Origin of the sequence: Methylophaga frappieri, assembly GCF_000260965.1 — a bacterium.
Lineage (GTDB): Bacteria > Pseudomonadota > Gammaproteobacteria > Nitrosococcales > Methylophagaceae > Methylophaga > Methylophaga frappieri.
In genome coordinates, this window is the sequence record NC_017856.1 from 1,638,291 (window position 1) to 1,658,071 (window position 19,781).

General features: G+C 48.3%; 23 protein-coding genes. 9 read left to right on the plus strand and 14 right to left on the minus strand.

Features of this window, described 5'->3' with window-relative positions; translation table 11 throughout:
- Window positions 1-9 precede the first annotated feature (9 nt).
- From metX to pyrE, 3 genes are read left to right on the plus strand one after another with little or no spacing between them, the layout of a single operon-like run.
- Complete coding sequence (metX, locus tag Q7C_RS07840) at window positions 10-1,158, plus strand: homoserine O-succinyltransferase MetX (protein WP_014704200.1); 1,149 nt, start codon at window positions 10-12, stop codon at window positions 1,156-1,158.
- Entirely contained in the window at window positions 1,158-1,760 is a 603-nt protein-coding gene (gene metW, locus Q7C_RS07845) for a methionine biosynthesis protein MetW (RefSeq protein WP_014704201.1), read from the plus strand. Before metX ends, metW begins: the two co-directional genes overlap by 1 nt.
- Window positions 1,757-2,398, plus strand: coding sequence for an orotate phosphoribosyltransferase (gene pyrE, locus Q7C_RS07850; RefSeq protein ID WP_014704202.1), 642 nt, complete (start codon window positions 1,757-1,759; stop codon window positions 2,396-2,398). Before metW ends, pyrE begins: the two co-directional genes overlap by 4 nt.
- Here the strand turns inward: pyrE and Q7C_RS07855 are convergent.
- The gene (locus Q7C_RS07855) at window positions 2,395-3,156 is read right to left on the minus strand and encodes a sulfite exporter TauE/SafE family protein (protein WP_014704203.1); all 762 of its coding nucleotides are present in this window, start codon (window positions 3,154-3,156) and stop codon (window positions 2,395-2,397) included. The two genes, pyrE and Q7C_RS07855, sit on opposite strands and share 4 nt — an antisense overlap.
- Before the next feature lie 32 nt (window positions 3,157-3,188).
- On the opposite strand from Q7C_RS07855, the gene Q7C_RS07860 reads away from it, so the two are divergent.
- Window positions 3,189-3,854, plus strand: a complete 666-nt coding sequence (locus Q7C_RS07860; protein ID WP_014704204.1) for a hypothetical protein — start codon at window positions 3,189-3,191, stop codon at window positions 3,852-3,854.
- On the opposite strand, the gene hisC is transcribed toward Q7C_RS07860, so the two are convergent.
- From hisC to Q7C_RS07910, 10 genes are read right to left on the minus strand one after another with little or no spacing between them, the layout of a single operon-like run.
- Window positions 3,851-4,906: a histidinol-phosphate transaminase gene (gene hisC, locus Q7C_RS07865; protein WP_041366669.1), complete on the minus strand. Its 1,056-nt coding sequence runs from the start codon at window positions 4,904-4,906 to the stop codon at window positions 3,851-3,853. The two genes, Q7C_RS07860 and hisC, sit on opposite strands and share 4 nt — an antisense overlap.
- Window positions 4,906-6,207, minus strand: coding sequence for a histidinol dehydrogenase (gene hisD / locus Q7C_RS07870; protein WP_014704206.1), 1,302 nt, complete (start codon window positions 6,205-6,207; stop codon window positions 4,906-4,908). The genes hisC and hisD overlap by 1 nt, the downstream gene beginning before the upstream one ends.
- On the minus strand, window positions 6,200-6,844 hold the full coding sequence (gene hisG / locus Q7C_RS07875; RefSeq protein WP_014704207.1) for an ATP phosphoribosyltransferase: 645 nt from the start codon (window positions 6,842-6,844) through the stop codon (window positions 6,200-6,202). Before hisG ends, hisD begins: the two co-directional genes overlap by 8 nt.
- Window positions 6,837-8,123 carry a UDP-N-acetylglucosamine 1-carboxyvinyltransferase gene (gene murA / locus Q7C_RS07880; RefSeq protein WP_014704208.1) on the minus strand — a complete coding sequence of 429 codons (1,287 nt, stop codon included), beginning with the start codon at window positions 8,121-8,123 and terminating at the stop codon, window positions 6,837-6,839. The genes hisG and murA overlap by 8 nt, the downstream gene beginning before the upstream one ends.
- A 27-nt stretch (window positions 8,124-8,150) precedes the next feature.
- Window positions 8,151-8,375: a BolA family protein gene (locus Q7C_RS07885; RefSeq protein ID WP_014704209.1), complete on the minus strand. Its 225-nt coding sequence runs from the start codon at window positions 8,373-8,375 to the stop codon at window positions 8,151-8,153.
- A gap of 2 nt (window positions 8,376-8,377) precedes the next feature.
- Window positions 8,378-8,677 carry an STAS domain-containing protein gene (locus tag Q7C_RS07890; protein WP_014704210.1) on the minus strand — a complete coding sequence of 100 codons (300 nt, stop codon included), beginning with the start codon at window positions 8,675-8,677 and terminating at the stop codon, window positions 8,378-8,380.
- Window positions 8,674-9,312: an MlaC/ttg2D family ABC transporter substrate-binding protein gene (locus Q7C_RS07895; RefSeq protein WP_014704211.1), complete on the minus strand. Its 639-nt coding sequence runs from the start codon at window positions 9,310-9,312 to the stop codon at window positions 8,674-8,676. The genes Q7C_RS07890 and Q7C_RS07895 overlap by 4 nt, the downstream gene beginning before the upstream one ends.
- A 2-nt stretch (window positions 9,313-9,314) precedes the next feature.
- Window positions 9,315-9,779, minus strand: coding sequence for an outer membrane lipid asymmetry maintenance protein MlaD (mlaD, locus tag Q7C_RS07900; RefSeq protein ID WP_014704212.1), 465 nt, complete (start codon window positions 9,777-9,779; stop codon window positions 9,315-9,317).
- Between the two features lie 3 nt (window positions 9,780-9,782).
- A complete protein-coding gene (gene mlaE, locus Q7C_RS07905; RefSeq protein WP_014704213.1) occupies window positions 9,783-10,559 on the minus strand; it encodes a lipid asymmetry maintenance ABC transporter permease subunit MlaE in 777 nt (258 codons plus the stop codon).
- Window positions 10,556-11,362, minus strand: a complete 807-nt coding sequence (locus Q7C_RS07910; RefSeq protein WP_014704214.1) for an ABC transporter ATP-binding protein — start codon at window positions 11,360-11,362, stop codon at window positions 10,556-10,558. Before Q7C_RS07910 ends, mlaE begins: the two co-directional genes overlap by 4 nt.
- A gap of 213 nt (window positions 11,363-11,575) precedes the next feature.
- Here Q7C_RS07910 and Q7C_RS07915 point away from each other — a divergent pair, with 213 nt between their 5' ends.
- Genes Q7C_RS07915 through Q7C_RS07925 form a run of 3 tightly spaced genes read left to right on the plus strand, consistent with a single transcriptional unit; the run spans window position 11,576 to window position 13,888 of the window.
- Complete coding sequence (locus Q7C_RS07915) at window positions 11,576-12,139, plus strand: SRPBCC family protein (RefSeq protein ID WP_014704215.1); 564 nt, start codon at window positions 11,576-11,578, stop codon at window positions 12,137-12,139.
- A 43-nt stretch (window positions 12,140-12,182) separates the two neighbouring features.
- Window positions 12,183-13,127, plus strand: coding sequence for a YncE family protein (locus tag Q7C_RS07920; RefSeq protein ID WP_014704216.1), 945 nt, complete (start codon window positions 12,183-12,185; stop codon window positions 13,125-13,127).
- The gene (locus Q7C_RS07925) at window positions 13,127-13,888 is read left to right on the plus strand and encodes a class I SAM-dependent methyltransferase (protein WP_014704217.1); all 762 of its coding nucleotides are present in this window, start codon (window positions 13,127-13,129) and stop codon (window positions 13,886-13,888) included. Before Q7C_RS07920 ends, Q7C_RS07925 begins: the two co-directional genes overlap by 1 nt.
- On the opposite strand, the gene Q7C_RS07930 is transcribed toward Q7C_RS07925, so the two are convergent.
- From Q7C_RS07930 to Q7C_RS07940, 3 genes are all read right to left on the minus strand, one after another.
- Entirely contained in the window at window positions 13,885-15,216 is a 1,332-nt protein-coding gene (locus tag Q7C_RS07930; RefSeq protein WP_014704218.1) for a replication-associated recombination protein A, read from the minus strand. The genes Q7C_RS07925 and Q7C_RS07930 overlap by 4 nt on opposite strands.
- Window positions 15,217-15,852 (minus strand): outer membrane lipoprotein periplasmic chaperone LolA, encoded by a 636-nt coding sequence (gene lolA / locus Q7C_RS07935; RefSeq protein WP_014704219.1) that lies wholly within the window; start codon window positions 15,850-15,852, stop codon window positions 15,217-15,219.
- A gap of 61 nt (window positions 15,853-15,913) precedes the next feature.
- Window positions 15,914-18,214, minus strand: coding sequence for a DNA translocase FtsK (locus tag Q7C_RS07940; RefSeq protein ID WP_014704220.1), 2,301 nt, complete (start codon window positions 18,212-18,214; stop codon window positions 15,914-15,916).
- Window positions 18,215-18,346: 132 nt separating this feature from the next.
- On the opposite strand from Q7C_RS07940, the gene trxB reads away from it, so the two are divergent.
- Both trxB and Q7C_RS07950 read left to right on the plus strand, forming a co-directional pair.
- Window positions 18,347-19,285, plus strand: coding sequence for a thioredoxin-disulfide reductase (gene trxB / locus Q7C_RS07945; protein WP_014704221.1), 939 nt, complete (start codon window positions 18,347-18,349; stop codon window positions 19,283-19,285).
- Window positions 19,286-19,334: 49 nt separating this feature from the next.
- Window positions 19,335-19,778, plus strand: a complete 444-nt coding sequence (locus tag Q7C_RS07950) for a universal stress protein (protein WP_014704222.1) — start codon at window positions 19,335-19,337, stop codon at window positions 19,776-19,778.
- The last annotated feature ends 3 nt before the right edge of the window (window positions 19,779-19,781 follow it).

The window sequence follows — 19,781 nt, forward strand, 5'->3', positions numbered from 1 at the left end:
AACGCCACTATGCCTGATTCATTGCCAGCCGATTCTGTTGGTATTGTCGCGCCGCACACATTGCATGTTAAAACACCATTAACATTGGACTGCGGTCGCACGTTACCTGAGTTCACACTCATTTATGAAACTTATGGACAATTGAATGCCGACAAATCCAATGCGGTTCTGATCTGTCATGCATTGTCTGGCGACCACCATGCAGCGGGATATCATGATCTTGACGATCGTAAACCTGGTTGGTGGGAATCCGCGATTGGTCCCGGAAAAGCGATTGATACCAATCACTTTTTCGTCGTCTGTCCAAATAATTTAGGTGGCTGCAAAGGCTCAACCGGGCCAACCACAATAAATCCCGAAACCGGCCAAGTTTATGGGCCAGATTTCCCTATCGTCACCGTTAATGACTGGGTGAACAGTCAGGCCATTCTCGCCGACACATTAGGCGTGTCGCAATGGGCAGCGGTAATTGGTGGCAGTTTAGGTGGTATGCAGGCGCTACAGTGGGCTATCTCGTTACCGAATCGCCTGCGACATGCCTTGATTATTGCCGCTGCGCCAAAATTATCAGCACAAAATATTGCTTTTAATGAAGTTGCCCGTACGGCAATCAAGTCGGATCCAGATTTTCATGACGGCCATTATGCCGCGCATAATACATTGCCCAGACAAGGACTCGGTCTGGCCAGAATGTTGGGTCATATTACTTACTTGTCTGATGAGGCCATGGGGCAAAAGTTTGGTCGAGAGTTGCGCAGCGGCGCTATTCAATATGGCTACGGCGTTGAGTTTCAAATCGAAAGTTATTTACGCTATCAGAGCTCAAGCTTTGTCGAACGATTTGATGCCAATACTTATCTTCTAATGACCAAATCATTGGACTACTTTGATCCTGCCAAAGCATTCAATGATGATTTATCGGCGGCGATGCAACCCATCACAGCGAAAACACTGGTCATGTCCTTTACCAGTGACTGGCGTTTTTCTCCACTCCGTTCATTAGAAATCGTCAATGCCATGTTAACCGCTGGTAAACAAGTCAGCTATGCTGAAATTGAAGCAAACCAAGGTCATGATGCTTTCCTGATGCCGATCCCCCGATATATGGAAATTTTTTCGACCTATATGCAACAAGTGGCGCGTGAGGTAAACCTTTAATGACCCTTCGACTTGACTTGCAAATCATTAGTGACTGGATTCCAGACGGCAGCCGCGTGCTGGATCTTGGTTGCGGCAATGGCACTTTGCTTAACCACCTGCAACAGCGAGGTATTACGGGTTACGGACTGGAAATCGACAATAGTAAGTTTCCGGACTGTCTGCGCGCTGGTATCCAAGTCATCCAAGCCGATCTGGATGATGGGTTGCGGCAATTTGCCGATCACAGTTTTGACTACGTCATCTTGTCGCAAACCTTGCAGGCTATCAAACGCCCGGATTTTCTGTTGCATGAAATCATGCGTGTTGGTCAACATGGCATTATTGGTTTTCCCAACTTCGGTCATTGGCGTTGTCGTTTACAGCTGGGTCTGGGTGGCCATATGCCGGTTTCGAAAAGCCTGCCAAACGCCTGGTTTGAAACGCCGAATATTCATCTTTGTACCATTAAAGACTTTGAAAAATTATGCGCAGCAAATCGTTATAATGTGCTGGGCCGCAGTGTCGTCAACCATGCTTACAAAGACACTCCGGCTATTCGGTTATTGCCTAACTTGTTTGGTGAAACCGCTGTTTATCTCATTCAGAATATTGCCTCATGACGCATCAGCCACAACAATTTATTGAATTTGCACTTAACACCGGCGTATTACGATTTGGCCGATTTACCTTAAAGTCAGGCCGCCAAAGCCCATACTTTTTTAACAGTGGCTTGTTCCATAGTGGCGCCAGTCTGGCACGACTGGGCCAGTTTTACGCACAGCGTATTGTTGACAGTGAAGTGGCTTTTGATGTGTTGTTTGGGCCTGCCTATAAGGGTATTCCGCTTGCTTCAGCCACGGCGATTGCCTTGGCGGAACAGCATCAACGTGACGTGCCTTATGCTTTTAATCGTAAAGAAGCCAAAGATCACGGCGAAGGCGGAACGTTGGTCGGCGCCCCACTTGCAGGTCGTGTTCTCATTATTGATGATGTCATTTCTGCAGGTACCTCTGTCGGCGAGTCTGTCGAATTGATTCGGGCAGCAGGCGCTGAACCGGCTGGGGTTGTTATCGCTCTGGATCGGCAGGAACGGGGGCAAACTGCGCTGTCTGCCATTGCCCAAGTTGAAGCCAACTATGGCATACCTGTTTTCAGTATTATCTGTCTGGCAGATTTATTGCGTTATCTGGAATCAGCATCTGACTTACAAACACATCGTGATGCCGTCGCTGCCTATCGGGCTGAATATGGTGTTTAAATTGGCCCGGTAATGAGCCGAATTCCTATCAATAATGTCACGATTTCAAAGCAGCGTTTAATCCAGCGATTACCCCAGCGCAGCGCCAAATGCGAACCGAGATAACCGCCTATTAATGAGCCGAAGAGCAGTGCTGGCAACCAGTCCCAGCGAATATCTCCCAATATGCCCAGCGTTATCGCCCCCGCCCCATTCCAGAACAGTCCCACCAGAATTAGGGTGTAGGCAACGGCACGTTGATAATCCATGCCAAACCAAAGCACCAGCCACAGCGTCACAAACAAACCGGTTCCGGAAGTTAACGAACCATTCAACACACCCAGAAAAAACAGCGCTCCACCACCCCAAGCAAAACCACGCACATCGCGTCGTTTAGGTTGATAATCTTGCCCTAAGTCCGGTGTTAAAAATGAATAAATCCCCAAACTGCCGGTTAATACACCCAGTGCCACCTCGGCCAGCCGATCCGGAACTTGCAAAATCAGATTGCCCCCCAGCACGACACCCGGTAACCCGGCAACCAGTAACAAACTGACAAACTGTCGTTCAAGCCGACTGGTACGCAGATAACGCAATATCGCCCCCAAGCCCAAGGCGACACTGGCAACTTTATGTGTCGCCAGAGCAACGGCAAAACTCAAGCCCAGAAAAATCAGCACCGGGAACTGGATCAGGCCGGCACCACCGCCACTTAACGCAGAAAAGGTATTGGCTAACAATGAAACAACAAACAGAATACAATGTTCAAACAGCGTCATGAAGACACCCGAAAAATTAGTCGAGGCTAGGGATGATACGCAAAGCGTTATGTAACAGCACCTTTTTACTTACCCTATTGGCCATTGTCAGCGTGAGTGAGGCAGGCCAGTTGTTTCGTTTCAAGGATGAGTCCGGTACGCCAACACTAAGTAAACACCTACCATCTGAAGCGGCGCAAAAAGGCTACGATATTCTTGATGATGAAACCATGCGCTTGATTGAACGGATTCCACCCGCGCTGACAGAAGCAGAACTTGCCGAACAGGCGGTACGCGCTGAGAAGCAGGCAGAGCAACGTGCCATCGCTGAACAACAAGCCAAAGTAGAAGCGGAACGCCAACGGCAACAACGACTCTATGATTCTAATTTATTAGCCCTGTATCGTTCTGAAGCTGAACTTGATGCCGCGCAGGATAAAGAACTGAGTTATCTCATTGAAAAGCAAAATCTGCTTAAGGACAAGATTCCTGATTTAGAGCAAAAACTGATTCGGATTCAACAAGAAGCGGCGCAGCGGGAAATCGAAGGTCAGTCAATCAGTAATAATCTGCAAAAACGATTGATGGCGGCAGGTCAGGAATTGACCAATCACCAAAAGATGCACCGTGAGATTAGCACCGAACTGGAACAAGCACGTCAACAATATGCTGATGACCGACAGCGTTTACGTTATCTTTTGGAAAGAAAAAAACGTTAAAGCAAGCGCGCCAGCTCGGCCAGCAATAATCTGTTCTGTTCCGTTGTGCCAATGGTAATTCGCAAGAACTGTTCAATCCGTGGCTTTTTAAAATGTCGGACAATGATGCCGGCCTCGCGCAATGCCTGCGCCAATTTAGCCGCGTCATAATCAGCATGTCGGGCAAACACGAAATTCGCGGCTGAAGGTAACACGTCAAAACCCAATGCTTGCATTGCCTGTGTCACATCCTCTCGCGCAGCAATCACCTTCTGCTGACAAGAAGCAAAGTAGGCTTCATCTTCAAATGCAGCAACACCCGCCGCAATCGCTAGGCTATCAAGAGGATAAGAATTAAAGCTATCTTTCACTCTTACCAAGGCTTCTATGAGTGCGGCATCACCAATAGCAAAGCCAATTCGCATTCCTGCCAAAGACCGCGACTTGGAGAGTGTTTGCGTAACCAATAGATTCGGATAGTGCTTTGTTAGCTGAACTGCCGATTCACCGCCAAAATCAACATAAGCTTCGTCAATGACGACGACTGATCCGGTATTTTTTTGCAGTAATACGTCAATTTCTGACACCGACAATGGTCGGCCAGTGGGCGCATTCGGGTTGGGGAAAATAATACCGCCATTGGGCTGCAGATAATCAGACACCTTCAGCGAAAAGTCCCCAGCTAACGGGATCTGACGATAATCAATATCGTATAGCTGACAATAGACTGGATAGAAACTGTACGTAATATCCGGAAAAAAAATCGGTAAGTCATGCTTGAACAAGCCATGAAAAACATGCGCCAGCACTTCATCAGAGCCATTACCTACAAAAACATGCTTTATCTCAACATCGTGGTAATCGGCAATCGTTTGACGTAATAGGCCACCATCCGGAACCGGATACAAACGCAGCCGGTCATCTGCCGCATGTCGAATGGCTTCAATCACTTTGGGCGAAGGGCCAAATGGATTTTCATTGGTGTTTAGCTTAACCAAATTATGGCCACGCGGTTGTTCACCGGGCACGTAAGGCTCCAGCGAATGCACAAAGTCACTCCAATATTGACTCATCAGGACTTCAGACGATATTCCGCACTGCGTGCATGTGCGGTCAGGCTCTCGCCTCTCGCCAGTACCGAAGCAATCTTACCCAAAGGCTGTGCGCCTTCTGCAGAAACCTGAATCAGACTGGATCGTTTTTGAAAGTCATAAACGCCCAGCGGAGAACTAAATCTGGCTGTCCGCGAGGTAGGTAAGACGTGATTTGGTCCCGCACAATAATCACCAAGCGCTTCCGGCGTATAACGGCCCATAAAAATCGCGCCCGCGTGGCGGATTTTTTTCGCCATTTCGGCTGGATCATCAACAGACAGCTCCAAGTGTTCCGCAGCAATAAAGTTAGCCACTTCAATCGCTTCATCCAAATCTGCCACTTGAATCAATGCCCCTCTGCTGTTCAGTGAGGTTGTGATGATCTCTTGTCGCTCCATCGTGGGCAGCAACTTTTCGATGGATTCAGAAACTCGTCGTAAAAAATCGGCATCGGGTGAAACCAAAATGGATTGCGCATCTTCGTCATGCTCAGCCTGCGAAAACAAATCCATCGCTATCCAGTCAGGATCCGTTTTGCCATCACAGATCACCAAAATTTCTGATGGCCCGGCAATCATGTCAATACCAACGGTCCCAAACACCATGCCTTTTGCCGTAGCCACAAAAATATTGCCCGGTCCAACAATTTTATCTACCTGCGGAATGGTTTCAGTACCATAAGCTAAAGCAGCGACAGCTTGAGCACCACCCACGGCAAAAATCCGATCAACACCTGCGATGGCTGCAGCAGCAAGCACCAGTTCATTCACTTCGCCATCCGGCGTTGGCACAACCATAATCAATTCTTTGACACCGGCCACTTTGGCTGGCAAAGCGTTCATTAATACCGAAGAGGGGTAAGCCGCCTTGCCACCAGGCACATACAAACCAGCCCGGTCTAAAGGTGTTACTTGTTGACCCAGTACCGTGCCATCGGCTTCCGTATATTGCCAAGAATCTTGTTTTTGATGTTCATGGTAACGACGAACCCGCTCTGCCGCCTGTTCCAAGGCCTGGCGCTGCACAACTGGAATATTATTCAGCGCTGCCTGCGCACGGTTCAGTGGAATTTCCAACTCCGCCATAGTGGAGACGTTCAAGCGGTCAAAACGACAGCTGTATTCGACCACCGCCGCATCGCCACGTTTTTTTACGTCGGCCAGTATGTTTCTAACGGTTTCCGTTACCGCCGCATCAGACACGCCTTCCCAAGCCAGAAGATGGGTAAGTTGTTGCCAAAAATCGGCTGAACTATAATTAAGTTGACTGATATCAATCATCATTTCTTTCTCTTACCGCGTCACGGATATTAGAAATAAACTCTTGAATCCGTTGATGTTTGGTTTTCATTGACGCTTTATTCACAACCAAGCGCGAACTAATATCCGCGATATGCTCTAAGGGTTCCAGACCATTGGCTCTTAAGGTATTGCCGGTATCAACCACATCAACAATACGATCAGCCAAGCCAACCAATGGCGCCAACTCCATTGAGCCATAAAGCTTTATAATATCAACCTGCTCGCCCTTTGCCGCGTAAAACCGTCGCGTGCTTTCGACAAATTTGGTTGCCACTTTGAGCCGACCAATCGGAGTCGGTATATCGGGTTTACCGGCCGTCATCAATCGACAACGGGCAATTTTCAAATCAACTGGCTCATATAACGCGGCATCAGGATGCTCAAGCAACACATCTTTACCTGCCACCCCAAGATCTGCGCCACCAAAAGCAACATATGCCGGTACATCAGAAGCGCGAACAATAATAAGACGGACTGTTGGCTGATTGGTTTCCAGAATCAACTTGCGACTGGTTTCTGGATCGTCAACAGGTTCAATACCGGCTGCTTTAAGTAAGGGCAGCGTTTCTTGAAAAATACGTCCTTTGGATAAGGCCAGCGTCAATTGCTCAGCCATTGGCTGCACTCCGGATCGCCGTTGGCACCCGTCGAATTCGCGCACCGAGTTGCTGTAATTTTTCTTCGATACACTCGTAACCACGGTCGATATGGTAAATCCGCTCCACCACCGTTTCCCCTTCAGCGACCAATGCCGCCAGCACCAAGCAGGCTGAGGCACGCAAATCGGTAGCCATTACCGGCGCAGCAGTTAACTGAGGTTGTCCCTGACAGACAACCGTATTACCTTCAATTTGCAGGTTTGCTCCCATACGCTGCATTTCCTGTACATGCATAAACCGGTTTTCAAACACGGTTTCCACAATGGTTGCCTGCCCCTCAGCAACGCTATTCAATGCCGTAAATTGTGCTTGCATATCGGTTGGGAAGGCCGGATAAGGTGCCGTTCTGATATTCACAGCGCGAGGTCGACGACCCTGCATATCTAATGAAATCCAGTCTTTACCAACAGTTAACTCTGCACCCGCCTCTTCCAGCTTGAGTAGTACCGCTTCCAATTGATTGGCATCGGTATCTTTCAGTTTGACCCGACCACGCGTCATTGCCGCCGCGACTAAATAGGTACCCGTTTCGATACGGTCAGGCAAAATGGTGTAATCTGTTCCTGATAACACCTCAACACCTTGAATGGTAAGCGTCGCGGTACCGGCTCCCTGAATATTAGCACCCATCTTGATAAGGTAATTGGCTAAATCAACCACTTCCGGCTCTCTTGCCGCATTTTCGATAACCGTTTTGCCTTTTGCCAGAGTCGCCGCCATCATCAAGTTTTCAGTACCGGTTACCGTTACCTGATCCATAAAAATATGCGCGCCGACAAGGCCTTTGCCACTAGTCGCACGGATGTAGCCATTTTCAACTTTTATGTCTGCACCCATTGCTTCGAGCCCACGCAAATGCAGGTCTACTGGGCGTGAACCAATAGCACAACCACCCGGCAGAGACACATCTGCTTTCCCGTATTTTGCTAATAATGGACCAAGCACCAGAATGGAAGCCCGCATGGTTTTCACCAGATCGTAGGCTGCTTCGGTGGCCGACAGCGTAGTCGGATCAATGACAACACCAGAACGTTCATCGACCGTTAGCGTCACCCCCATCCGACCCAATAGCTCAAGCGTAGTCGTAATATCATGCAAGTGTGGCACATTACCGATGCGAACTGGCCCGTCGGCCAACAACGCGCCCATTAATATCGGTAATGCCGCGTTTTTCGCACCAGATATTCTGATCTCGCCATCCAGCGCCGCGCCACCATTAATAATCAATTTATCCATAGTTTCTCGATTTTCAGTGGTCGCAGACTACTTCTCGGCACGGGTTTTTAATGACAAGGCATGCAGTTCGCCACTGGTAAACTTATCGCCCAGTGTGGCCTTAACCATACGGTGTTGTTCAATGAGGCTTTTACCAGCAAAGGCAGGACAAATCACCACCGCATCAAAATGCTCACCATCCTCGCCGATAACGACAACGTCGGCATCAGGCAATCCGGCTTCGATTAACTGCTTAATTTCACTGGCTTTCATACTTACAAAGATTCCTGAGGTAAAAGTGTTTCCAAACCACTGGCTTTCGCCATGGCTTGCATTTGTGTGGGCAGATTTGAGAAGTAAATGGCTTTATCTTGTTGTTTTGCCATACGCAACCATTGAATCAACAATGCCAGTCCCGCACTGTCACTGTGTTCAACATTCTCCAAATCGACATTGATTGTTGTCAGCTCAGCGATAAGTGGTTCACTTTGCGCCAAATTCTGCGCAACCGTTTCAAACGTCAGCACATCACTGACTATCAGTCTTTGTGTTGCATCGTCCAAACTGACCGTCATAACCGGGCTTTCTGATTCCGGGCGGTCAAATCTGCAAGCAGTTTTTCCACCCCGCCGTTATTAATATCCCGCGCAAAGGAAGAACGATAATTGGTCACCAGACTAATACCTTCTATTTTGACGTCATAGACCTTCCAGGCATCTTCTTTGTTTTGATACAACGACAACACCATTGGAATAGCAGGCCCGCCAGTTTGCACCACTTCCATTGGCACATTGACCCGTTTTTTGCTTAAGTCATCATGAAACGGCAAAAACCGAATTTCTTCTTCTGTGTACTCCAACATCGCAGTGGAATAAGTACGCACCAGCAGAATGCGAAACTCTTCAACAAACTGTTTTTGTTGCTCCCCGTCCAGTTGATGCCAGTTTTTCCCCAATGCCAGCTTGGCCATTCGAGCAAAATCAAAATGTGGAATAAGAATTTCTTCCACCAGACCATATATTTGTGTTGGATCTGCTTCCAACTTGGCCTCATTCTCTTTCAGCGCGGCCAACATATCATCAGAAGCGGTTTTAACTAATGCCTGAGGTGCCGGCATGTCGGCTGCCGATACAGTTCCTATCACCGCCAGCAATGCCAAACTGAGAAGCATCGCAGTAAACTGTTTTGGACTTTTTAATAGTTGCATCATGTTCAGTTACCTTCTGCCTGACTATAAAGAAACTGACCAATAATCTGCTCCAGCACCACCGCTGGTTGGGTCAGCATTATTTCATCACCATCGGCCAGATAAAAATCATCTGCGCCGGCTTCTAAACCGATATATTGTTCACCCAGCAAACCAGCGGTGAAAATACTGGCCGAGCTATCCAGCGGGATGGTGTCGTACTGGGAATAAATATTGAGTGTCACAACGGCATCATACGTATTCGGGTCCAGTTTAATATTGGCGACACGACCAACGCGCACCCCGGCCATCGAAACCGGTGAGCGCACTTTTAACCCGCCAATATTCTGAAAGTTGGCCGTCACTTGGTAGCCCTGCTGATCCGCCAAATCACCTAGATTACTGACTTTCATTGCCAGCATGAACAGGGCTGCTAACCCAGCGGCGACGAACAGGCCGACCAGAATCTCTGCTTGTTTATTTTGCATCATTACCTACTCTCCGAACATCAACGCTGTCAGAACAAAATCCAGCCCAAGAATCGCAAATGCTGAGTGCACAACGGTACGGGTTGTCGCCCGTCCCACGCCCTCAGATGTCGGCACCGCATCATAGCCTTCAAACAAGGCTATCCATGTGACAACAAAACCAAATACAATGCTTTTAATTACGCCGTTTAATACGTCATCATACCAATCTGTTTTAGCTTGCATTTGTGACCAGAAAGCACCATCGTCAACACCCAGCAGGCCATGTCCAACGAGAAATGCACCCAAGACGCCCACAGCACTGAATATCGCTGCTAACAGAGGCATCGAAACTACCCCGGCCAAAAACCGTGGTGCAATGACGCGACGCACTGGATCAACCGCCATCATCTCCATACCAGAAAGTTGTTCCGTACTTTTCATTAAACCGACTTCCGCGGTTAATGCCGAACCCGCACGACCGGCAAACAGTAACGCGCTGACCACCGGTCCCAGCTCTCTCACCAGCGACAAAGAGACCAACACACCTAACGATTCTTCTGCGCCAAAATCAACAAGCGTATTGTAGCCCTGCAAGCCAAGCACCATGCCGACAAACAGTCCGGAAATCACAATGATCAGTACCGACAAGACCCCGACATAGAAAAGCTGCTGAACCACCAGAGAAAAACGCAAGAATAAAGCGGGCGTGCCAACGAGAACCTGACCAAGCAACAAACTGGCACGTCCCAGACGTTCCATTGTGCTTAAGCCCCAGCGCCCAAGACGTCGGATTGTCATCATTGGGATTCCTCCCCTGCCATCAGATCCGCCTCAAAACTGGTTCCCGGATAATGAAACGGTACCGGACCATCGGGTAAACCTTGCAAAAATTGTTCAACCCAAGGCGAACCCGACTTTTTCAACTGCTCTGTGGTGCCCTGTTCGATCACTTTTCCGCCAGAAAGTAAGTAAATATCATCGGCAATGCGCGCTGTTTCGGCAACATCATGTGACACCACAATACTGGTTAGTCCCATGGCATCGTTAACCCGCCGGATCAGGTTGACCAGGGTGCCCATTGAGATAGGATCCTGACCAGTAAAAGGCTCATCATACATAATCATCATCGGATCCAGCGCCATGGCACGGGCCAGCGCAACACGACGCGCCATACCTCCTGACAACTCTGATGGCATTAAATGTCGCGCATTACGTAAACCAACGGCCTGTAATTTCATTAATACCAAATCGCGAATCATCGAGGCGGGCAGTCGCGTATGCTCGCGAAGCGGGAACGCAACATTATCAAAAACACTGATATCAGTAAGTAATGCACCACTCTGAAACAGCATTCCCATCCGTTTACGAAGCGCATACAGTGACGACCGATTCAGTTTATTGACATCTTGGCCATCGACTTCAATAGTGCCACGATGGGGTTTCAACTGACCGCCAATCAACTTCAGCAAAGTGGTTTTTCCTGTGCCACTTGGCCCCATGATAGCCGTCACCTTACCGCGATAAATGTCGATATCGATACCATCGAAAATCGCTTTATTACCGCGATAAAAATGCAAATCCCGTATTTTGATCAGTGGCGTCATAGCCCTGCCGGCAACTAAAAAATAAAGGGGTTAATTTTGGGTAATATGTTGATTTAAGTCAAATCAAACTAAGGTGTCATGACCACTTATTAGCGCCTATGATTTCTCCTTCGGCATTCGAATAGGAAATTTTCCGTTGGTTTTTGTTCATAGTCAGTTCAGAATTGACGTGATAAGTTCCCTAGTGCGTTGTAAATCAATTCGGAGTAAAAAATGAAAAAATTGTTACATTTATTCGCCGTTACCATGACTATCATACCAATGCTGGCAAGTGCTCATGGTCCAACTCGTCAAATGGTGGAAGAGAAAATTATTATTAATGCGCCGGTCGACAAAGTGTGGGCAATGGTCAAAGACTTCTCTGCAATAGATCAATGGCATCCGGCAGTCAAAAGCGTTGCAATGAAAGATGATAAAACACGCACACTCACACTTAAAGCGGATGGTGAGCCAACGATCACTGAGGAACTGGACAAAGTTGATGATGAAAAAATGATGTTAATCTACACCATTGAAGACATGAGCGTTGTCAAGACGATTACTTTCAATAGTAAAGATACACCTTATTACACTTTGCCAGTTTCCACATATAAATCATGGATTTATGTTAAAGAAGTCGATAAAGGAACCGAAGTTAAATGGCGGGGAAAATTTTATCGCTCGTTTATGGATAATCCACCCGTTCCAGAAGGTCAATCGGATTCGGATGCTGTCGATGTGATTACAGATGTTTATAAATCTGGTTTGGAAAATCTGAAAAACGTACTAGAAAAATAATGTTTATCACGAATTTCAGCTATACAACGAAAACGGTCCTTTCATGGGCCGTTTTTTTCTTATCTCTTCTATCCCGATATTAAGTTATGCAGAGACACCGCGATATGCCTATATCACAAACCAACTCGACGACAGTGTCAGTATCATTAGCTTAGAAGCACAATCCGTAATTCAGACCATTAAGGTTGGTAAAGCACCTGCTGGTGTCGCTTTAAGCCAAGATGGGAAGAAATTATTCGTTACCAACCCAGACTCTCAGGATATTTCATTCATTGATACCGCTTTGATGCAGGAATCCTTTCGACTCAAAACTGGAAGTGGCCCGGTTGGGATCGCAACTAATTCAAATGGGCATCGCGTTTTTGTAGCAGACTGGTATGAAAATGTGGTTAAGGTGATTGATACTGAAAAACGTCAAATCATTCACTCAATCCCAGTTGATAAGAGCCCAGCAGGCTTAATTGTTGATAATAAGCGACATAAACTCTATGTTGCTAACCGTGACGATAATTCCATCACGATCATTGATTTAACCACGTATCAAAAGATTGCCAAAATTAGCGTTGGTAAAGCACCATTTGGCCTTGCTCTCACACGTGATGGTCAACGGCTATATTCCGTTAATGTCCAAGACAATACGGTCAGTGTGGTCGATACCCAAAAACATCAAGTCTTAGCCACCATTAATGTCGGCGAATGGCCATATTGTGCCGTGCTAAGTCCTGATGATCGCTGGTTGTATGTGACTAATCAAGATGAAAGCACCGTGTCTAAAGTTGACACACAAAGTCAACAGGTCGTTACCGACATCGCGGTAGATGACACCCCGGAGGGTATTGATATCACTGAAGACGGACGCTATGTTTATGTCGCAAACTGGGGAAGCGGCCGGGTTTCCATTATTGATACAGCTCTAAATGCCGTTATCAATACACTTGAAACAGGACAAGGTAGCCGGGCTTTTGGTGATTTTATTACTGGACGATAATGCAACTATTTTGTCAGATAAAACCGGCATCCGAAGACTGGCTGGATATGGCAGATCAATTGGCCAGCCAACTTGGATTAACCGTATCGACCACACCTACATCATCTTTCATATTACATCTTAATGCTCATGGCTTATCACTGTCAGCGCCATCGTCAGGCAACCCGCTTCAGGTAGATTTTGTATCGGGTAAAAATGCCCATCGGCGACTTTATGGTGGTGGTCGCAATCAACCCCTGGCAAGAGCTTTGGGATTCAAGCAAGGTGTCAGCCCCGTTATTATCGATGCAACAGCCGGTTTTGCCCGTGATGCCTTTGTCATGGCCTCGCTTGGTGCTAACGTCACGCTGATTGAACAGCACCCAATCATTGCTGCATTAATTAGCGACGGTTTGACACGTGGCAATGCAGACCCGGCTGTTGCCCCGATCATTCAGCGCATGTCACTTCACCGAGCTAATGCGGTTGATTACTTGCAGACATTGTCTCAAATAGACTGGCCAGACACGATTTATCTGGATCCCATGTATCCACAACGGGACAAAACGGCTCTGGTAAAAAAAGAAATGCAGTTGTTGCATCAGCTGGTTGGCACCGATCAACACAGCCACGACTTACTCGATATCGCCTGCCAACGAGCACGACAACGGATTGTGGTAAAGCGGCCAAAATCAGCCGCATTTCTTGCTCAAATCAAACCAGTCGCCTCAATTACCAGCAAAAATACCCGCTATGATATTTATAAACCGCGTCTGACTTAACCTTTTTGTCGTGCCTGTTTATCCAAAACGCGAAGGCGACTAAGTTTTTCAGCAATTTTGATTTCCAAGCCCCGATCAACGGGGTGGTAATACTGCTTTTCGCCAAGGCTCTCCGGAAAATACGTTTCACCTGCGGCATAAGCCTCAGGTTCATCATGTGCATAGCGATACGCCTTACCATAATCGAGTTCTTTCATCAGCTTAGTGGGCGCATTTCGAAGGTGCAGCGGCACCTCCGCTGAACCATGATTGCGTACATCCTGCATCGCCGCTTTAAAAGCGTTATAGACAGCATTACTTTTAGGGGCACAAGCTAGATAAACCACGGCTTGGGCAATGGCCAATTCCCCCTCAGGCCGGCCGAGTTTCTCAAAACTGTCCCAGGCGTTGAGGGTGATTTCCAAGCCTCTCGGATCAGCGTTGCCAATATCTTCCGTTGCCATACGCACAATCCGTCGCATCAAATAAACGGGATCACATCCCCCGTCAAGCATACGACAAAGCCAATACAAAGCCGCATCCGGAGCACTACCTCTCACCGACTTATGCAGTGCGGAAATTTGATCGTAAAATGCTTCGCCACCCTTATCAAAGCGTCTAAAACTGCCGCTCAATACGGAGGTCATGTCTGCTTCAGTCACGGCCTGTTGGCCCTGACTGTCAGCTAAATCAATCGCAATCTCCAATAAATTGAGTACACGACGCCCATCACCATCAGCGGCCTCTGCCAGCAAATCACGCAGTGGCTCTGCCATCGTTACATTTCGTGCAGCGACACCTTTGATACCATCCGCAAGCGCCCGATCAACAATCTGCCTCAGATCTTCAGTTTCCAGCGACTTCAGAACGTAAACACGCGCGCGAGATAGCAACGCATTGTTTAGTTCAAACGAGGGATTTTCGGTCGTCGCACCAATAAAGGTAAAGGTGCCATCTTCAACATAAGGTAAAAACGCATCTTGCTGCGACTTATTAAATCGGTGCACCTCATCAACGAAGAGCATCGTACGGCGGCCACGTTCCTGAGCCAACAACTTGGCTCTGGCAACGGCTTCTCGTACCTCCTTGACCCCAGCCAGTACCGCTGAAATAGTGATAAATTCCGCGTCACAATAGCCTGCAATCAAACGCGCCAGTGTTGTTTTTCCCGTCCCTGGCGGCCCCCAAAAAATCATCGAATGGGGTTGGCCACTGGCGATCGCTTGACGAAGCGGTTTGCCGGCAGCCAGCAAGTGCGATTGTCCGATATAGTCATCCAAACTCTGCGGCCGCATTCTGTCGGCCAATGGCCGTCCGGATGCGACTTGCAGGTTATCAAACAAACTCACTTAGGGTGACTCTCCAATAACATCAACGCCTTGAGGCGGGACAAACTGAAACTTTTCGGCCGCAATTGGCTGATTCACATTGGCCTCGCTGAAAACCAGACGCGTTTGTTGATCAAAAGCATCCACCATGCGCATTTGTTGCAGGGATTGTTCTGAAAATCCCAATTGCACCCGTTGATAATTCGCATCGGCTTCCTTCGGCGTCAATTCAACCCATTGCAAACCATCGTCAGAATTCAGCCGGGTGATATGGTAAGCCTCATCCGGTCGGCTTTTTCCAGACAATAAGCCAGCTGGCGTATCAGCTAATGTAGCAGACTGATTTTTTACGGTAATTTGTTCTAAATCTTCATCGTAAAACCAGATCTGCTGACCATCTGCGACGATTTGCTGGGCGTAGGGTGTGTGATAATCCCAACGGAATTTGCCTGGCCGTGATAAATAGAAAACACCGGCGGCCTGCTCCACTATTTGTCCCTCGGGATCTGCGACCACCTGTTGAAACCGTGCCTGAAACTGCTGAACCTGATCAACAAACTGCGTTAATCGGTCAACAACGGCATCCTCAGCGTAAGTTGATGCGCTGAATAACAAACTCAATACCGTTAGCAAGGAAAGCGAAAATCGCCTAGCCATATTTTCTCCTAAATCTTAGTTGAACTCAGGTTTCAGACAAGCTGAATACGCAGTTAGTGCGCTAGTCGCGCGGCGGTGGCGCCAACACTTCCCGGCTGCCATTCCCCTGCATTGCAGAAACCACACCCGCAACCTCCATGGCCTCAACAATTCGAGCAGCCCGGTTATAGCCAATTTTTAATCGGCGTTGAATACCTGAAACAGAGGCACGACGAGACTCGGTCACGATCTGCACAGCCTGATCATATAACTCATCCTGCTCGCCATCGGCACCATCGCCAAAGCCGCCACCTTCACCCTCATCGCTCAATGCCCGGGTAATTTCTTCAAGGTAATCCGGGCCGCCTTGCGATTTGAGAAAGTTCACTACTTCATGCACTTCATTGTCATCAACAAATGCGCCATGTACCCGCTCAGGCAAACCACTTCCGGGCGGCAAATACAGCATATCGCCCTGACCAAGTAATTGTTCCGCGCCCATTTGATCCAAAATGGTCCGTGAATCAATTCGAGATGACACCTGAAATGCCATGCGGGTCGGAATATTCGCTTTGATAAGCCCGGTAATCACATCCACCGACGGGCGCTGCGTTGCCAATATCAAATGAATACCGGCAGCACGTGCTTTCTGTGCTAACCGGGCGATTAACTCTTCGACCTGCTTACCAACCACCATCATCATATCGGCCAGCTCATCAATGATGACCACAATGAATGGCAATGGCTCAAGATAAGGTAAAGGTTCTCCGGGCAATACCTCTGCAGTCGGATCCGTTAACGGCTCACCTTTATCAATCGCCTCCTGCACTTTTTTGTTGTAACCAGCAATATTGCGCACTCCTAACGCTGCCATCAGTGGATAGCGGCGCTCCATTTCAGCAACACACCAACGCAAGGCATTAGCTGCCTCTTTCATGTCTGTCACGACCGGCGTTAACAGATGCGGAATATCCTCATAAACGGATAACTCCAGCATTTTCGGATCGACCATAATCAGCCGCACATCCTTGGCAGTTGCTTTGTATAGCAAGCTCAGAATCATTGCATTTACAGCGACTGACTTACCCGAACCAGTGGTCCCTGCCACCAGAAGATGGGGCATTTTTTCAAGATTAGCGACGACGGGCCTGCCAGCAATGTCCTTACCTAAGGCCATGACTAAAGGAGATTTGCTGTTTTCATAATCGGCACACGCCAGAATTTCGCGCAGCCGGACAATTTCCCGATGTTCATTTGGAATTTCCAGCCCGACCACCGGCTTGCCTGGAATCACTTCTACGATGCGCACACTACTCACCGATAATGCTCGCGCCAAATCCTTGGCCAGACCACTGATGCGGCTCACTTTAATGCCTGCCGCAGGCTGCAGTTCAAACCGGGTCACAACTGGCCCAGGCTGTACCTCGACAACCTGCACCTCAACGCCAAAATCTTTCAACTTGAGCTCAACCTGACGGGATAACGCCTGTAATACCTCTTCGCTGTAGCCTTGTTGCGCTGCTTTTGGCATATCCAGTAAGGATAATGTCGGCATACCGGGCGTATCCGGCGTTTCAAATAACGGCTTTTGCCGCTCTTTTTCTTCGCGCTTACTTGGCGCTGACGGTTTGTTAAGCACTGGCTCGATACGCACCTTAGCTTTATGCTGCAGTTTTTCTTTTTGCTCCAGGAAAGTCTCTTCGCGTTGCTGTCGGGTTCTTTTGGCCTGAATCTCAGCTTGCAGATCTCTGCTGCGCCGGGCAAACCAGTTAATCAACACCAGTGCGGCCGCACCGAGTCTGTCGATAACCATTAACCAGGACAGACCAGTAAACAAAGTCACCCCCGTCAATAATAAAGCCAGAAGCAACAGGCTGGTTCCAGAAGCGCCAAAAACAGCTTCAAACCCATGGCCGACAACTTCACCCAACACCCCGCCAGCGCCCATTGGGAGTAGGGTTGCATAATCCATCAATCCCAGCGTCGACAAACCACTGGCAGCGGCCAGCGCGATCAGCAGGCCGGCGAGCTTTAACACCCAGAAATGCAATGCGTCAGCACTATCAGCACGTCGTCCCCAACTGAACAACAACCAACCTGAAAATGCCACCATCAATGGCGCCAAATACGCTGGCAGGCCAAATCCATAGAGCAACGCATCGGCTAGCCACGCCCCAACAATACCGCCACGATTGGCAATCAGGTCATCAGTGCCGGTGGTTGACCAACCCGGATCGGTTGGCTCATAAGTGAATAAGGACAACAGCAAATACGCGGCCAGTGCCAATGCCAAAATTAACGCTGCTTCTCGCAAACGAAAACTGACCGCGCCTTCAGTGCTTTCCTGTTTGTTTTTGTCGTTTACCCGGGTCGCCTGTGCCAATGTAATAAATCCAGTTACGCCAACAAATTATCGGCAAATTCTAACACAGCTTTTTAACTGATACGCTTGTCCAAATCCGAGTCAATGGTTACTCTTGACTATCATCCTAAATTTAACGCGGAGAACCGTTACATGGCAGACAGCAAACACTGTCGTTTACTGATTCTGGGTTCTGGCCCGGCTGGCTATACTGCTGCAGTATATGCAGCCCGGGCAGCACTGGATCCCGTTCTGATTACCGGCATTGAACAAGGCGGACAACTCACCACGACCACCGACGTAGACAACTGGCCTGGCGACGCTGATGGCGTGCAAGGACCAGAATTAATGCAACGAATGCAAAAGCATGCAGAAAGATTTGGTACTGAAATCGTTTTTGATCATATTCACACTGCTGATTTACAACAACGCCCCTTTACATTGACGGGCGATGCCGGTACCTACACCGCAGATGCGCTGATTATTGCAACTGGAGCTTCGGCAAAATATCTGGGTATGCCATCTGAGGAAGCCTTCAAAGGCCGAGGCGTTTCGGCCTGTGCCACTTGTGACGGTTTTTTCTATAAAAACCAACCTGTTGCTGTTGTGGGTGGTGGTAATACGGCGGTCGAAGAAGCCTTGTATCTGTCAAATATTGCTTCAAAGGTCACTGTGATACACCGTCGCGACAGCTTCCGCGCCGAAAAAATCTTGATTAATCAACTGATGAAAAAAGCGGAATCGGGCAATGTCGAGATTTTGTGGAACAGCACCCTTGATGAAGTGCTGGGTGATGATGCTGGTGTCACCGGCATTCGCGTTAAGCATAGTCAGGATGAGACTACGCAAGAAGTGGCTGTCCAAGGGGTATTTATTGCCATTGGCCATCAGCCCAATACCAGCATGTTCAAGGAACAATTGGATATGCAACATGATTACATCATTTTGAAAAAAGGTCAGCAGACCAGTATTCCGGGCGTTTTTGCCGCTGGCGATGTTTCTGATCCTATTTACAGACAGGCCATTACTTCTGCAGGGGCCGGCTGTATGGCGGCGCTGGATGCAGAACGATTTTTAGAAAGTCAGAAGTAATCCTTGATAAGGCAGGTTAAAACCTGCCTTTTTATTTAGGAGATAAGCGATGTCCATCTACAAACATATTCTGATCGCCGCCGATTTTTCTGATCATACCGATCAGGTCATGCAACGCGCACTGGCACTTGCTGAGTCTGCCAAGTCCCAGTTTTGTTTATGTCATATTGTCGAGGACTTTCCGCTTACCGATTTTGCTTATGAACCCATGATCAGTGTCGATTTGGATATGCGAGACTCATTGCTTGATGCCGGGCGGCAACAATTAGCTAGTCTTGGTGAGAAATACCATATTCCTGCCGATTATCAGTGGGTTGAAAGTGGTAGTCCCGGCCGGGATATCGTGCGGATTGCCGATGAGCATAACGTCGATCTGATTGTCGTGGGTTCGCATGGCCGGCATGGCATAAAAATGTTACTCGGCTCCACCGCCAATGCCATATTACACCACGCTCATTGCGATGTTTTGGCCGTACGCTTACAGGATGACTAAGCC